The organism is Jiella pacifica, from assembly GCF_010500815.1.
Classification (GTDB): domain Bacteria; phylum Pseudomonadota; class Alphaproteobacteria; order Rhizobiales; family Rhizobiaceae; genus Jiella; species Jiella pacifica.
In genome coordinates, this window is sequence record NZ_JAAAMG010000025.1 from 19604 (window position 1) to 35533 (window position 15930).

General features: G+C 65.4%; 14 protein-coding genes. 8 read left to right on the plus strand and 6 right to left on the minus strand.

Annotation, left to right across the window (positions count from 1 at the left end):
- Nucleotides 1-105: 105 nt before the first annotated feature.
- From GTK09_RS22480 to GTK09_RS22505, 6 genes are all read right to left on the minus strand, one after another.
- Nucleotides 106-1107 (minus strand): 4-hydroxyproline epimerase, encoded by a 1002-nt coding sequence (locus GTK09_RS22480; RefSeq protein WP_163465648.1) that lies wholly within the window; start codon nt 1105-1107, stop codon nt 106-108.
- Between the two features lie 14 nt (nt 1108-1121).
- Nucleotides 1122-2378 carry an NAD(P)/FAD-dependent oxidoreductase gene (locus GTK09_RS22485; RefSeq protein WP_163465649.1) on the minus strand — a complete coding sequence of 419 codons (1257 nt, stop codon included), beginning with the start codon at nt 2376-2378 and terminating at the stop codon, nt 1122-1124.
- Nucleotides 2379-2398: 20 nt separating this feature from the next.
- Nucleotides 2399-3340 carry a dihydrodipicolinate synthase family protein gene (locus GTK09_RS22490; RefSeq protein ID WP_163465650.1) on the minus strand — a complete coding sequence of 314 codons (942 nt, stop codon included), beginning with the start codon at nt 3338-3340 and terminating at the stop codon, nt 2399-2401.
- A gap of 104 nt (nt 3341-3444) precedes the next feature.
- Complete coding sequence (locus tag GTK09_RS22495; protein ID WP_163465651.1) at nt 3445-4149, minus strand: GntR family transcriptional regulator; 705 nt, start codon at nt 4147-4149, stop codon at nt 3445-3447.
- A 190-nt stretch (nt 4150-4339) separates the two neighbouring features.
- Entirely contained in the window at nt 4340-5563 is a 1224-nt protein-coding gene (locus GTK09_RS22500) for a M24 family metallopeptidase (RefSeq protein WP_163465652.1), read from the minus strand.
- Nucleotides 5564-5632: 69 nt separating this feature from the next.
- The gene (locus GTK09_RS22505; RefSeq protein WP_163465653.1) at nt 5633-6658 is read right to left on the minus strand and encodes a CobW family GTP-binding protein; all 1026 of its coding nucleotides are present in this window, start codon (nt 6656-6658) and stop codon (nt 5633-5635) included.
- 192 nt (nt 6659-6850) lie between these two features.
- On the opposite strand from GTK09_RS22505, the gene GTK09_RS22510 reads away from it, so the two are divergent.
- The 8 genes from GTK09_RS22510 to GTK09_RS22545 all read left to right on the plus strand — a co-directional run bounded on the left by GTK09_RS22510 (nt 6851) and on the right by GTK09_RS22545 (nt 15856).
- Nucleotides 6851-8083, plus strand: a complete 1233-nt coding sequence (locus tag GTK09_RS22510; protein WP_163465654.1) for a metal-dependent hydrolase family protein — start codon at nt 6851-6853, stop codon at nt 8081-8083.
- Between the two features lie 46 nt (nt 8084-8129).
- Entirely contained in the window at nt 8130-9398 is a 1269-nt protein-coding gene (locus GTK09_RS22515; protein WP_163465655.1) for a metal-dependent hydrolase family protein, read from the plus strand.
- A complete protein-coding gene (locus GTK09_RS22520) occupies nt 9395-10237 on the plus strand; it encodes an ABC transporter permease (RefSeq protein ID WP_246218076.1) in 843 nt (280 codons plus the stop codon). Before GTK09_RS22515 ends, GTK09_RS22520 begins: the two co-directional genes overlap by 4 nt.
- A 4-nt stretch (nt 10238-10241) precedes the next feature.
- Complete coding sequence (locus tag GTK09_RS22525) at nt 10242-11297, plus strand: ABC transporter ATP-binding protein (protein ID WP_163465656.1); 1056 nt, start codon at nt 10242-10244, stop codon at nt 11295-11297.
- 49 nt (nt 11298-11346) lie between these two features.
- Entirely contained in the window at nt 11347-12405 is a 1059-nt protein-coding gene (locus GTK09_RS22530) for an ABC transporter substrate-binding protein (protein ID WP_163465657.1), read from the plus strand.
- A 96-nt stretch (nt 12406-12501) separates the two neighbouring features.
- Complete coding sequence (locus tag GTK09_RS22535) at nt 12502-13335, plus strand: ABC transporter permease (RefSeq protein WP_246218077.1); 834 nt, start codon at nt 12502-12504, stop codon at nt 13333-13335.
- A 134-nt stretch (nt 13336-13469) separates the two neighbouring features.
- Nucleotides 13470-14573: a carboxynorspermidine decarboxylase gene (locus GTK09_RS22540; protein WP_163465659.1), complete on the plus strand. Its 1104-nt coding sequence runs from the start codon at nt 13470-13472 to the stop codon at nt 14571-14573.
- Between the two features lie 35 nt (nt 14574-14608).
- On the plus strand, nt 14609-15856 hold the full coding sequence (locus GTK09_RS22545) for a saccharopine dehydrogenase family protein (RefSeq protein ID WP_163465660.1): 1248 nt from the start codon (nt 14609-14611) through the stop codon (nt 15854-15856).
- Nucleotides 15857-15930 lie beyond the last annotated feature (74 nt).

A 15930-nucleotide genomic window follows, 5' to 3' on the forward strand; every position in this document is an offset into this window, starting at 1 on the left:
CGCCCGTATGCCGCTGAACCGATGCCTTCCCATAATCGCGAGGTCGATCGCTGCCGGTTGCCTCGGACGGGCGGCGGCGAACCTCCCGTTTGATGTCCGTCGGCGTCAGACCACCTGGAAACCCAAGGCGAAGGGGTCGCGGTCGTCGACGAAGATGGTGTTGAGGCCGGTCATGCGGGCCCAGCCGGCGATGGACGGCACGACGGCGTCGCGGTCGCCGACCTTTGCTACGGATTCGACGCGGCCCTTGAAGAGCGAACCGATGATCGATTCATGGACGAAGTCGTCGCCCGGCTTCAGCTGGCCCTTCGCCGCCCATTGGGCGATGCGCGCCGAGGTGCCCGTGCCGCAGGGCGAGCGATCGATCGCCTTGTCGCCGTAGAAGACCGCGTTGCGCGCCGAAGCGCCGGGGACGGTCGGCGCACCGGTCCACAGAATGTGCGACAGGCCGGAGATCTCAGGCTTTTCCGGATGGACGAACGTGTAGCGCTCGTTCAGCGCCCGGCGCAGCTGGCCGGACATCGCGACGAGCGCGCCGGCCGTGAAGTCCGCCATGTCGCGGAAGTTTTCCTGCGGATCGACGATGGCGTAGAAATTGCCGCCATAGGCGACGTCGACCTCGAGCCTCCCGAGCGCGTCGCTTTCGACCTCCAGCTTCTGCGAATGCAGGAAGGCGGGCACGTTGACGAGGCGCACCTCCTCGACATGCGCGCCCTCCTGGCGATAGGTCGCGACGACGACGCCCGCCGGCGTGTCGAGCCGCAGGACGCCGGGCTCGCGCGGCGTGACCAGCCCGTGCTCGATGGCCATCGTCACCGTGCCGATCGTGCCGTGGCCGCACATCGGCAGGCAGCCGGAGGTCTCGATGAAGAGGATCGCGACGTCGCAATCGGCGCGCGTCGGCGGGTAGAGGATCGAGCCGGACATCATGTCATGGCCGCGTGGCTCGAACATCAGCGCGGTCCGGATCCAGTCGAATTCGGCGAGGAAATGCGCGCGCTTTTCGATCATCGTCGCGCCCGAAAGGTTCGGCCCGCCCCCGGCGACGAGGCGGACCGGATTGCCGCAGGTGTGACCGTCGATGCAGAAGAAGGAATGGCGGGCCATGGGATCGGATCCTGTCAGAAGCGGCTCGGGCGAAAGGGTGAAAGATCGATGGCGGGCGGGCGGTCCGTCACGAGGTCGGCGACGAGGCGGGCGGTCGCCGCCGATTGGGTGAGGCCGAGATGGCCGTGGCCGAAGGCGTGAACGACGCGCGGACTGGCGGTGGAGCGGCCGATCACCGGGAGCGAATCCGGCAGCGAGGGGCGAAAGCCCATCCACTGCCGCCCGCCCTCGGTCCGCAGGCCGGGCAGGAAGCTCTTCGCCTTGCGGAGCATCGCCTCGGACCGCCGGAAGTTCGCCGGCAGATCGAGCCCGGCAAATTCCACGGCGCCGCCGACCCGGATGCCCGAGGAAAGCCGCGAGACGACGAAGCCGTGCCCGCCGAAGGTGAGTTGACGTTTCACGTCGAAGGCATCGGCCGGCAGCGTCGTGTTGTAGCCGCGCTCGGTGTCCAGCGGGATGCGATCGCCGAGCATGGCGGCGAGCGGCTTCGACCAGGCGCCGGCCGCAACGACGGCGTGGTGGGCGCGGATGCGCGATCCGTCCGCCAAAGCGACCGTCACACCGTCTTCATCGGTCTCGATGCCGGAGACCTCGCCCAGCCGATGCATGGCGCCGGCAGCGGCGGCGCTCTGCCAGAGCGCATTGGCATAGTCGTAGGGGTCGGAGATCGACTGCCATCCCGGCACGAATGTCGCATGGGTGAAGCGCGGCGACAGGCCCGGCTGGTACTCGGCAATGGCCTCGCCGGCAAGATGGCGGAATTCGATGCCCTCGCGCTCGCGCGCCGCCCAGCTCGCCCGAGTCGCATCGAGCTCCCGGCTGGATTCGTAGAGTTCGAGATTGCCGTCGGAGCGCAGAAGCGACTGCAGACCAGCCGCCTCGATCAGCCGATGGGTCTCGCTGCGGGCGAGCCGCATCAGTCCCGCCTGGGCGCGGGTGGAATGGCGGCATGCCTCGGCCGAACTGGCGCGCCAGAAGCGCCAGAGCCACGGCGCGATCTTCGGCAGATAGGCGGGGCGAACGCTCAAGGGGCCGAGCGGATCGGCGAGCCAGCGCGGGGCCCGGCGCATGATGCCCGGAGAGGCGAGCGGCAGGATGTCGGAAAAGGCGAAGGCGCCGGCATTGCCGAAGCTGGCACCCCTGGCGATCTCGCCGCGCTCGACGAGGATGACGCTCGAACCCCTTTCCGCCAGCACATGGGCGGAGCAGATGCCGACGATGCCGCCGCCGATGACGACGGTTTCGGCATCTCGGTCGAGCGCTCTCTTCATCGGCCTACCCTCGAGACGCGTCAGGCGCTCTTGCCCGACCAATCGGCGTACCAGGCCTTGAAGAGGGCATATTGCGCCTCGGCGAAGGCCTTTTGTGCGGGGCTCAGTTCATCGGTCTCGTTGAAGTGCAGTCGGTATTCCTCGTCGCCGTTCAACACCATCAGGTGCTTGTAGTACAGGACGAGATCGGTGCCTTCGTCGAAGCGCGACAGAACCATCAGCGCCTCGTCCAGCTCCTGGGCCTGCCGGCGCGCCACGGGATCGCCGGCGGCGGCCTTCTCGCAGAGCGAGACGAGCTGGAGCACCTCTCGCGGCAAGGCGTTGCCGATGCCGGTGATCGCGCCGCGCGCGCCGCAGCGGACGTAGCCGTGGACGACGTTGGTGTCGACGCCGACCATCAAGGTCAGGGCGTCGTCGCCCGACGTGATGGTCTCGGCGGCGTAGGAGAGATCCTGCGCGCCGCCGAACTCCTTGAAGCCGACGAGGTTCGGATGGGCGCGACGCAGCTCGAAGAAGAGGTCGGCGCGGGTGGCGAAGCCGTAATAGGGGCTGTTGTAGATGACCGCCGGCAGGTCGCCGCCGGCCTCCAGCACGGCCGAGAAGTGCGCCCTTTGCGCTGCCGGCGAGGTGCCGCGCGACAGGACGCGGGGAATGACCATCAGCCCTTTCGCGCCGACGCTCGCCGCATGCGCCGCATGTGCCGCGGCGATCTTGGTGTTGACCGCACCCGTCCCGACGATGGTCGGCACACCGGCTTCGACGAGATGTCGCACGCCCTCCATGCGCTGCTCGTCGGTCAGAAGCGGCCAGTCGCCCATCGAGCCGCAATAGACGACCGCGTTCATGCCGAGGTCGACGAGTTCGCGTCCCTTGCGAGCCAGCGCGACGAAATCGGGCGAGCGATCGGATTTGCACGGCGTCATCAAGGCCGGGATGACACCTTGAAATACATTCGATGACATAGGGGCGCTCCTTGGCCGGCACACGGCAATCCGTGCTCATTCATAGACCTTACAGATTTTGCATATTCATTGTCGACAAAAAATATGCACCCTTCTCGAACCGTTCAGAGCGCCGGATGCTGACGGGCGTCCGTCGCGAGCAGGCGCTGGATCTGCGCGACGATCTGGTCGGCATGAACGCGGGCAAGCCTGTCCGCCGCCTCGACGTCGCCACGGGCGATGGCGTCGATGATCTGCGCGTGCTCGTCGACGTATCGTTCGGGCAACCGGTCGTCGAACGACTGGTAATACAGCCGCAGGAGACGTCGCCCGTCGTCGAGCAGGCGGATCATCAACGAGTGGTAGTAGGGATTGCGCCCGGCCTTGGCGATGGCAGCATGAAACTCGCGGTTGGCGGCGATCATGCCGAGCGCGTCCTGTGACGCGACGGTCTGGGCGTATTTCTCCTGAAGGTCCCGGATGCGATCGAGATCGGCAGCGCTGTGCTTCTGCGCCGCCAGCCTGGTCGTCACCCGGTACATCAAGGTGATCGCATCGAAGAAGGTGTTGAGATTCAGGAAGTCGATGTTCGAGACCATCGTCGAACGATTGGGCAGCGTCTCGACCAGCCCCTCGCCCGCGAGCCGCACCAGCGCCTCCCGGATCGGCGTGCGCGACATGCCGAAGCGCTCGGCCAACTGAACCTCGTCGACGGGAGTGCCCGGCGGCAGGGCCAGTTCGAGGATCTCGTCGCGCAGGACGTCATAGACCCTTTTGACGCCCGAGCCGCGCTTGCGCTCGGTCGGGGGACTATTGTCCTTGTCTTCCATGAGGCCTCCTGGCGGGATCGCGTACGAACTTCTAGCTGTGGCGAGGCGCTCCAAAATCGAGGAAGCCTCGCCACGGACGTCATATGCGCGTTACACTCGAACTTCCCTCAATGCCAGCGCAACGAAGCGTTGCGTCAGAACAGGGAAGCCAGACCCGCGTCTCGATCGACGACCTCGATGGGGAAGCCGCTCAGGCCTCGTAGCCGAACGGGTCGTCGACGCTGTGGCTGGGCGTGGTGAACCAGCGAACCCCGTCCTCGGCCATGTAGGCGCAATCCTCGAGACGGATGCCGAACTCGCCGTAGATGCAGATCATCGGTTCGATCGAGAAGCACATGCCGACCTCCAGCGGCCGCTTGTTGTTCCTGACGATGTAGCTCTCTTCGTGGACTTCGATGCCGATGCCGTGGCCGGTGCGATGCGGCAGGCCGGGGGTCTTGTAGTCCTTCTCGAAGCCGGGAGCGGCTTCGATCAGGCCGCGGGCGCCGGCATCCACCGCTTCGCAGGGCGCGCCCAATTGCGCGGCGGCAAAGCCCGCGAGTTGCGCGGCCTTCTCCAGATCCCAGACCTCGCGCTGGCGCGCATTCGCATTGCCGAAGACGTAGGTGCGGGTCATGTCGGACCGGTAGTCGCCGAGGAAGCAGCCGAGATCCAGGAGCACCATGTCGCCATCCTTCAGGGTCTGCGGATAGTCGACGCCGTGCGGATAGGCCGTGGCCTCGCCGAACAGGACGATCGGCCGGCCGGCCTGGGGCGCCTTGCCGCCCAGGCGCCGGAAGGCTTCGAGAATGAACTCCTCGACTTCGACCGTGCCGATGCCCTCGCGCATGATGCGGGCCGCGGCCTTGTGGACCTCCAGCGTGATCTCGTTGGAACGCTGCAAAAGGGCGATCTCGCGGGCGGTCTTGACCGAGCGACAGGCGCCGGTGATCGCGGCGCCGTTGACCAGTTCGTAGCGGTTGCCCGACCGGCGCAGGCCGTCGACGTTGAAGAACGGGGCATTGGGGTCGATCGCGAGCCGGCCGGCCGAAATGCCGAGACTCTCGACGGTTTCGATGACCAGCGCGCTCGGATCCTCGTGCTCTTCCCAGACCCGGATGTCGCCGTCGATCTTGAGCATGGACCGCGTCTTCGGCTCCTCGAAGGCGGGGCTGAGATAGACCAGCGGCCCGTCGGCGGGAAGGATGGCGCCGTGAAGCCGTTCCGTGAGCTTCAGGTTCAGGCCGGTGAAGTAATTGAGATTGACCGTCGTATCGAGATAGAGGGCGTCGATCTTCTGCTCGCGCATCAGCGCCCGGGCCTTGTCCAGCCGTGCTTCGCGGTCGGCATTGTCGATGAACTCGACGCCGCCGGACATGTCCTGCATCTTCGCCAGTTCCTGCTCAGGCGTCGATCCGCCCACACCAATGGTCATCGTGGATTTTCCTCGTTCGATGGAATTTTGAGTTTCGCTCTGGCCGGGCGACGGTTTTTCGGCCCCGGATCAGTTCAACCGACAGGCATCGAGCTCCGCCTTGAAAGCGGCATCGTCCACCTGCCCGCTGAGGCCGATGGCCACGAACACGCTTTCGGCCGCTTCGACGTCGGCAATCGCGGTCATCTGCCGGCGTTTGCCGACCTGCTGGAATTCGAAGATTTCCTCCGCACCGCTCTCGCCCCGCACGCGAAGCACCCCCTTGCCGCGCAGGAGGCCGGCGCCGACCCGCTTCAGGGCCGGGCGCAACAGCTTCTCGTCCAACGGAGCATCGCTTCGCCACGACCAGGAGGAAAAGTCCTTCGTGTGAGACTCGGCCAAATGGGCTGCGTCGCAGCCGCAGTCGGGCCCGTGAACGTGATCATGGTCCCCGTGATCATGGCTGCCATGGTCGTGATGACCGCCGCTTTCCTGCGCGACGCGCTCGCCGCGGGCGGGGCCGAGAAGGACGTCGAGCGGAACGTCGCCATGCCGTGAGGGGACGATGCGCAGATGCGGCGTCAGCCCGCCGAGCTGGGTGCGCAACCTCTCTTCCTCCTCTGACGTGACGAGGTCGACCTTGTTCAGGATGAGCAGGTCGGCGCCGGTGATCTGGTCGATCGCCAGCTCCGTCGTCGCGTAGTCGAGATCGGGAAACGCGGCGGCGTCGACGAGGCAGAAAATGCCGTCGAGCCTCACGAGGCCCTGCAGCTCTTCCGAGATCATCGTGTCCGCGAGGGGAAGCGATCGCGAGACGCCGCTGGCTTCGATGACGATGCGATCGAGATCCGGTTGCGACGCGATCAAGTCGCGAATCGCCGTCACCAGTTCGGATTGGATCGTGCAGCAAACGCAGCCATTGCTGAGCGTGACGCTGTTGGCGGAACCCTCGACGATCAGTGCCGCGTCGATGTTGATCTCGCCGAAATCATTGACCAGGACGCCTATTCGCTGGCCGCGCGGATTGGCCAGGATTTCGCGGACGAGGGTCGTCTTCCCCGCTCCGAGAAACCCTGTCAGAACGGTCGCGGGCAGTGGGTCTCGATCAGGGCTCACAACTTCTGCCTTTCTTTTGCACAGTGCAAAATTCCAATGCAGCTCAGCTCTTGCTTTGCATATTATCTGTATGCATAATCCGCGCAAGACGCCAATTGAACCCGACCGACGGGTCCGGCGATGGAAGTTTTGCCCGCACGTCCTCGGCGCCGTCAGGCAGGCCGAGGGCTCGTGGCTTCGAGGAGGCGTAGCTTGGGAACGACGCTGTTTAAGAACTTCGCGATGCTCGATCCGGAGCAGGACGAGATCCGCCAGGGGCATTCGCTTCTGGTCGAAGGCGGCAGGATCCGGGAAGTTCGCGAAGGCGAGATCAGCGCGAACGGCGCCGACGTGATCGATTGCGGCGGCGGCACCCTCATGCCCGGCCTCATCGACAGCCACGTTCACGTGGTTCTCAGCGAAGTCTTCATCCGCAACATGGAGAGCACGCCGATCACCCTGATGACGGCGAACGCCATGGCCGAGATGCGGGCGATGCTCGGGCGCGGCTTCACCACCGTGCGCGATACCGGCGGGGCCGATTGGGGGCTTCGTCAGGGCGTCGAACAGGGCCTAATCGCCGGCCCCCGGCTGTTCATCTCCGGCCGCGCCATCGGGCCCACCGGCGGCCACAGCGACGCCCGGCGCCGCACCGACACCTCGATCGGCTGCCCGTGCTGCGACGCGATGTCCTTTGCCATGGGCATCGCCGACGGCGAGACGGAAGTGCGCAAGGCCGTGCGCGAGGAGATGCGCCAGGGCTGCGATCACATCAAGATCATGATGTCGGGCGGCGTCGCCTCGCCCTACGATCCGCTCGATTCGCTTCAGTATTCCGAGCGGGAGATCCAGGCGGCGGTGCAGGAGGCGACGGCGTTCGGCCGCTACGTCACGGCGCATGCCTACACGCCGCAGGCCATCACCCGGGCCGCCCGGAACGGCGTCCGCTGCATCGAGCACGGCAATCTGATCGACGAGCCTGCCGCCGCCCTGATGGCCGAAAAGGGCATGTTCATGGTGGCAAACCTCATCGCATATTACGCCATGAAGGAGCGCGCCGCCGATTTCGGCATGACCGCGGACATGCTGGAAAAGAACGACATGGTCATCGAGGGCGGCCTGCGCTCCCTGGAGATCTGCAAGCGCGCCGGCGTGCCGGTGGCCTACGGATCGGATCTTCTGGGGGCCTTGCGCATCGACCAGAGCCGCGAATTTGCCATTCGCTCGCAGGTGCTGCCGGCCATCGACATCATCCGCTCCGCCACCACGATCGGCGCACAGGTTCTGCGCAAGGAGGGCGAACTCGGGTGCCTGCGCGAGGGTGCCCTGGCCGACCTCATCGTGGTGGATGGCGATCCGCTGCAGAACCTCGAGCTCCTCGCGGGGCAAGGCCGCCATCTCAAGGCGATCATGAAGGACGGCGTCTTTCACAAATGCACCCTTTGACCCGCTTCCATCGCATCTGCAGTGCGACCCGTAAGGTAGCCGTACAATGAGCAAGACCAGCAGCCGGACCGGCACGCCGATCCTCTTGAAGAACCTTCTCCTGCTCGAGCCGTCCTTCGGCGAGACCCGTGGCGGATATGAGATTCTCATCGAGGGCGAGAAGATCCGCGAAGTCTCCGACACCCCGATCCAGAGCGCCTCGGCCGATTTGGTGGACTGCGCCGGCAAGGTGGTGATGCCGGGCCTGATCGACAGCCACGTCCATTCCATGCATTCGGAGGTGTTCACGCGCCGGCTGGAAGAGGTGCCGCTGACGCTGGCCTCGGCCCGCGGCGCCAAGCGCCTGAAAGATATGCTCGATCGCGGCTTCACCACTGTGCGCGACGCCGGCGGCACCGACTGGGGCATGAAGCAGGCGGTCGAGCAGGGCCTGATCCCGGGCCCGCGGCTGTTCATCGCCGGGCGCTCGATCGGGCCGACCGGCGGCCACAGCGACGGGCGCAGCCGCACCAATCCCGGCTACCCCTGCCTCTGCTGCAACGGACAGGCCTTCCTGCGGTTGATCGTCGACGGCGAGGATGCCGTGCGCAAGGCCGTTCGCGAGCAGATGCGGCAGGGCACGGACCACATCAAGATCATGGTCTCGGGGGGCGTCGCCTCGCCCTACGACCCGTTGATGTCGGAGCAGTTCTCCGATGCCGAGATCAGCGCCGCGGTGGAAGAGGCCGATGCGTTCGGCCGTTACGTCGCCGCCCACGCCTATTCGGCGAGCGCCATCACCCGGGCGGTGACCCTCGGCGTGCGCACCATCGAGCACGGCAACCTGATCGACGAGGCCGCCGCCGCCCTGATGGCCGAGAAGGGCGCCTATGTCGTCGCCAATCTCGTCGCCTACGTCGCCATGAAGGAGCGCGCCGCCGACTACGGGATGCTCCCGGAGATGCTCGAGAAGAACGAGATGGTCATCGAGGGCGGCTACCGCTCGCTGGAGATCTGCAAGGCGGCCGGCGTCAAGGTCGGTTACGGCTCGGACCTGCTCGGCGCATTGGCCGAGGACCAGAGCCGCGAATTCTCGATCCGCGCTGAGATCCAGCCGACGATCGACGTGATTCGCGCCGCGACGACGATCGGCGCCGAGATCGTGCGCCGGCCCGGCCAGTTGGGCACGATCGCGCCCGGCGCATGGGCCGACCTGATCGTGGTGGACGGCGATCCGCTCGCCGACGTCACCCTTTTGGAGGGACAGGGCCGGCACCTCAGCGCCATCATGAAGGGCGGCGCGTTCTACAAGAACCGTCTCGGGAAGGGCGCATGAGCACGGCCGGGTCGAGCCTCGGCGGAATGTTCTCCAACCGGCGGCTCGGCCGCTGGACGTTGAACGCTTTCGCCACCCTCGCCTTCGTCTTCGCCCTTTTGCCGCTGATCTTCGTGACGTGGCTGTCCTTCTACGAGCAGGAGATCCCGTCCTTTCCGCCGACGGGCTATTCATTGCAGTGGTACGCGCGGGCGATCGCCAACGAACGCTTCATCGACGCATTCTTTCTGAGTGCTCAGGTCGGCCTCGTCGCGACCGCAATCGGCCTCCTCGTCGCCATCCCCGCGTCGATCGCGCTGACGCGCTACGCCTTCACCGGTCGCGGGGCGATCAACAATCTCCTTTTGATGCCGCTGGTCATCCCGGGCATCGTGCTCGGCTTCTCGCTCTACATCTTTCAGGTGGAAACCACGATCGCCACCGAGCTGCCGATCATGGGCTCGTTCTGGGGCCTCGTCTTCGGCCACGTTCTCCTGGTCATCCCGTGGAGCGTCAGGCTGATCACCGCCAGCCTCATCGGTTTCGACCGGACGCTGGAGGAGGCGGCGATGAATCTCGGCGCCGATCCGTTCACGGCTTTCCGGCGGGTGACCGTGCCGGGGATCCTGCCCGGCATCGTCGCCGGTGCGATGTTCGGCTTCGTCAGTTCCTTCGGCAATCTCGAGGTCAGCCTCTTCCTCGTCGTGCCGGGCCAGACGACGCTGCCGATCGCCATCCTTCAATATCTCGAATGGAAGATCGACCCGACGATCGCGGCGATTTCCGTCCTGCAGATTCTGATCATCATCGCCGCGATGCTGATCACGGACCGTTTCGTCCGAATTAGCCGAGTGGTGTAGCGATATGGCTGGCGTGAAACTTCAAGGGCTGTCCAAGCACTACGGCGACTTTCAGGCCGCCGAGGACGTGACCCTCGACATCGTCGATGGCGAGTTCCTGGTGCTGCTCGGGCCGTCCGGCTGCGGCAAGACGACCACCTTGCGCATGATCGCCGGCTTCATCGAGCCGACGACGGGCACCGTCACGATCGGCGGCGCCGACGTTACCCGGCTGCCGCCGTGGAAGCGCTCCACCGGACTGGTCTTCCAGAACTACGCGCTGTTCCCGCACATGACCGTCGCCCAGAACGTCGCCTTCGGGCTGGAGATGCACAAGGTCCCGAAGGCCGAGATCGGCAGCAAGGTCGCAACCGCGCTGGATCTCGTCCAGCTCGGGCACCTCGCCGACCGCTATCCCCGCCAGATGTCGGGTGGCCAGCAGCAGCGCGTGGCGCTCGCCCGCGCGCTCGCCTTCCAGCCGGACGTCCTCCTGCTCGACGAGCCCCTGTCGAACCTCGACGCCAAGCTGCGCCACGAGGTGCGCCACCAGATCCGCAGTCTCCAGCAGCGCCTCGGCATCACCACGGTGATGGTGACGCACGACCAGGAGGAGGCACTGACCATGGCCGACCGGATGGTGGTGATGAAGGACGGGCGCATCCAGCAGCTCGGGACCCAGCGCGAACTCTACGACGATCCGACGAGCGAATTCGTCGCCTCCTTCGTCGGCCGTTCGAGCTTCATCAAGGGGCGCTTCAGCGGCGGACGCTTCGTCAGCCATGGCGGCCTGGCGGTCGAGACCGAGCGGCGCCTGACGGGCGAGGCGGTCGTGGCGCTGCGGCCCGAGCGCATCCATCTCGGCGCAGATGCGGCGAGCGATGCGGGCAACACCTATCGCGGCAGGGTGGAATCGATCTCCTATCTCGGCAGCTCGATCGACGTCGAGGTGAAGCTGAACGAGATCGACAGCGTCATCGCCCAGGTCGTCAACAAGGGTCGCGACAGCGGCGCCTCGGTCGGCGACGAGGTCTCCGTCACCTTCCCGCGCGACGTGCCCGTATTTGCAGCCTCGCCCGCCTGAGGCGGGAACGATCCATGCCTCACGTGTAACAACCAACAGGAAGACGAAAATGACCAGAGAATCGAAAAGCATGTCGATCAGCCGTCGCAGCTTTCTGGCCGGCACGGCTGGCGTGGCCGCGTCCTCCCTCATCCTCCCCGGCATGCCCGCCTTCGCGCAGGGCGGCGGCCGGGTGGTGGTCGGCACCTGGGGCGGCGACTATGCCCGCCTTCTGACCGAGAACATCGACCAGCCGATCATGAACCCGCTCGGCTACGAGATCATCCAGGACCAGGCGGGCGATCCGGAGCGCCGCGCCAAGATGCTGGCCGAGCGCCGCCTGCCACGCGGCTCGATCGACACCAACGCCCTCCAGGACAGCTCGATGTACCAGGTCTTCGCCCAGGGGCTGGTCGAGGAACTGGATTTCGACAAGATCCCGAACGCCTCCAAGCTTCTGCCCAACATGCGCCTGCCCTACGGAGTTCCCCAGATCTTCTCGGGCATGGTCCTCCTCTACAATCCGGACAAGATGGACGCGCCTTCGGCCTATGCCGACCTGTTCAATCCGAGCAAGGCCAGCCGCATCGGCATCATCGACATCCAGTATCGGCACAACATCGCCGTTGCCTCGCTGATCGCGGGCGGTTCGGTGACCGCCGTGGACAAGGGCAAGGCGCTTCTCATGGAGCTGCGCAAGGCCGGCATTCGCATCTACCCGACCAACGAAGCCTTCGCCCAAGCTCTTCAAACCGAAGAGATCGACGGCGGCCCGATGTGGAAGGCGCGGTCGCTGCAGTGGCAGAAAGCGGGTATCAACGTTCTCGCGGCCGTGCCGTCGGAGGGAATGGTGCCCTACGTCTCGGGCTTCGTCATTCCGAAGAACGCCCCGAACAAGGACGGCGCCTACGCCTATCTCAACGCTCTTCTGGAGCCCGAGGCGCAGATCGGCTTCGCCGAGAACATGGGTTACGCAGGCACGACCAATGTCGAGATGCCCAAGGAGCTGCAGGAGCGCGTCAGCTTCACGCCCGAGCAGATCGAAGCGATGAATCCGATCGACTTCGAGTTCTTCACCAAGAACGATCTCGACCTGAAGACCTGGTGGGACCGCGAATTCGTCGGCTGACCGCGCTTCGCCCGTCCCTCGATCATCCAACGTGACAACCATCCGACATCAGAGGGACGGGCGATGAGCGCGAATGCCGCTTCCAGGCCTAAGATCTTGACCGCGGCATTCCTGATCGGGCCGGCGACCTTCATCGCCGCCCTCGGGGTCATCGGTCCGATGCTCTATCTCCTGCGATACAGCTTCAACCAGTACGACCCGATGGAGCTGATGATCGAGACCTTCACGCTGAGCAACTACGTGGAGTTCTTCACCAGCCCGTACTACCTCAGCGCCTACCTGACGACCTTGCGCGTCGGGCTGATCTCGACGGTGATCTGCCTCGTCGCCGGTTTTCCCCTCGCCTACGTCCTCGCCCGCTCGGGGTCGCGCTTCAAGAATCTGATGATCATCGGCATCGTCGTGCCGCTGTTCGTCGGCAACGCCGTGCGCGCCGCCGGCTGGATGAGCTTTCTCGGCAGCCGCGGCCTTCTCAGCGTCACGCTGATGAAGCTCGGCTTCACCGACGGCCCGACGGATTTCATGTACACCGAAGGGACGGTGATCGTCGGCATCGTCGCGGTGAATCTGCCCTACATGGTGCTGTCGCTGCAGAGCGTCCTCGAGGGCATCAACCGCAACGTCGAGGAGGCCGCCTTCTCGCTGGGCGCGCCACCGCTCACCATGGCGCGCCGCGTCCTGCTTCCGCTGGCGCTTCCGGGGATCGCCGCAGGGACGATCCTGACCTTCATCCTGGCGATGAACGCCTACGCCACGCCGGTGCTTCTCGGCGGACCGAGCTTCAACATGATGGCCCCGCTCGTCTACGGCCAGTTCCAGCTGAACAACTGGCCCGGCGCAGCTGCCGTCGCCTTCGTCCTCATGGCGACGACGCTGCTTCTGACGATCCTCGTCGCGATCATCACGAGGCAGAAGTTCCGCGAGGGGTGATCCAGGGGGCAGTGAAAGTGCCTCTCGGCTGAAGATCCGCTTCTGGCATCTCCGAGGGCCCATCCCTTGCGCCCCCTGCCCCCCTCGCCTAAACACCGGCCCTCATCCGGAACAACTGGCAAAGCGGGCGGGCCATGGCAGAGCGACAGACCCCCTATTACCTGATTGACGAGGCGCGGCTGCTCGCCAACATGCGCGTCATGGACGAGGTGCGCGAGAACTCCGGGGCGAAGCTCCTCCTGGCGCTGAAGTGCTTTGCGTCCTGGGCGGTATTTCCGCTGATGGCCGAGCACATGGACGGGACGACCTCGTCGTCGCTCTACGAGGTGAAGCTCGGCCGCAAGAAGTTCGGCGGAGAGACCCATGCCTATTCCGTCGCCTACGCCGATCACGAGATCGCGGAGGTGATCGCCAATGCCGACAAGATCATCTTCAACTCGATCTCGCAGTTGGAGCGCTTCGAGGCGGCGAGTGCCGGGATCACCCGAGGCCTGCGGCTGAACCCGGGCGTTTCCACTTCCTCCTTCGATCTCGCCGACCCGGCCCGGCCGTTCTCGCGGCTCGGCGAATGGGATGCGGAGAAGGTCGAGGCGGTGCTCGGCAAGATCTCCGGCTTCATGGTCCACAACAACTGCGAGAACGGCGATTTCGCCCTGTTCGACGACATGCTCGGCGCGGTCGAGGCGCGGTTCGGCCATCTGTTCGAACGGGTCGAATGGGTCAGCCTCGGCGGCGGCATTCATTTCACCGGCGCGGGCTATCCGGTGGACGCCTTCTGCCGGCGGCTGAAGGACTTCGCCGAGAAATACGGCGTCCAGGTCTATCTCGAGCCCGGCGAGGCGGCGATCACGAAGACGACCACGCTGGAACTGACGGTGCTCGACCGGCTGTTCAACGGCAAGGAACTGGCGATCGTCGATTCCTCGGTCGAGGCGCACATGCTCGATCTCCTGATCTATCGCGAGAGCGCCAAGCTGGAGCCGAACACCGGGCCGCACGAGGTGATGATCTGCGGCAAGTCGTGTCTTGCGGGCGACGTCTTCGGCACGTTTTCCTTCGAGGCGCCCTTGGAAATCGGCGACCGGATCTCCATTCAGGATGCAGCCGGTTATACGATGGTCAAGAAAAACTGGTTCAACGGCGTGAAGATGCCGGCGATCGCGGTGAAGCGGCTCGATGGCGAGATCGAGGTCGTGCGCGACTTCACCTATGACGACTTTGAAAACAGCCTCTCGTAAGGCGGAGCCAAAACCTCCTGAAGGGGAAATCCTCAATGAAGAAGAACGTGTTGATCATCGGCGCCGGCGGCGTGGCGCAGGTGGCGGCGCACAAATGCGCCCAGGCCAACGACCGGTTCGGCGAGATCCACATCGCCTCGCGCACGGTGGAGAAGTGCGACGCGATCGTCGCCTCCGTCCGTGAAAAGGGCGCGATGAAGGTGAAGGACGGGGTAATCGCGGCCCATCGCCTCGACGCGCTGGACATCCCCGCGACCGTCGCGCTGATCCGCAAGGTCGAGGCCGCGATCGTCATCAATGTCGGCTCGGCCTTCGTCAACATGTCGGTGCTCTCGGCCTGCATCGAGACGGGCGCGGCCTATATCGACACGGCGATCCACGAAGACCCGCTGAAGATCTGCGAGACGCCGCCCTGGTACGGCAATTACGAATGGCGCCGGCGCGAGGAAGTCGCCAAGGCCGGGATCACCGCGATCCTCGGTGCCGGCTTCGACCCCGGCGTGGTCAACGCCTATGCGCGGCTTGCCGAGGACGAGTATCTCGACGAGATCACCGCGGTCGACATCGTCGACGTCAACGCCGGATCCCATGGCAAGTGGTTCGCGACGAACTTCGACCCGGAGATCAATTTCCGCGAGTTCACCGGCGTCGTCTATTCCTGGCAGAAGGGCGCCTGGCAGACCAACCAGATGTTCGAGGTGCCGCGCGAATGGGACCTGCCGGTGGTCGGCAAGCGCCCGACCTACATGACCGGCCACGACGAGATCCACTCGCTCTCGGCGCGCTATCCGCAAGCCGACGTCCGGTTCTGGATGGGCTTCGGCGAGCGCTACGTGCAGGTGTTCACCGTCCTGAAGAATCTCGGGCTTCTATCGGAGCAGCCGATCCTGACCGCCGAGGGGCAGGAAGTCGTGCCCTTGAAGGTGGTCAAGGCCTGCCTGCCGAACCCGGCCGAACTCGCGCCGGAATACGAGGGCAAGACCTGCATCGGCGACCTCGTCAAGGGCAAGAAGGACGGCAGGGACGCGGAAGTGTTCATCTACAACGTCGCCGACCACAAGGACGCTTTCAACGAGGTCGGCAGCCAGGGGATATCCTATACGGCGGGTGTGCCGCCGGTGGCAGCCGCGCTCTTGATCGCCGACGGGACGTGGGACGTGAAGAAGATGGTCAATGTCGAGGACCTGCCGCCCAAGCCCTTCCTCGATCTTCTGGGGAAGATGGGCCTGCCGACGCAGGTCAAGGTGAACGGTGAGGAAGCCGCGATCGATCTCGCGGCATAGACCGCGACGTCATGAGGAATGAGAAAAGGGGCGGGTCCGATGGATCCGCCCCTTTTCGCATCGACCCGGGCGGA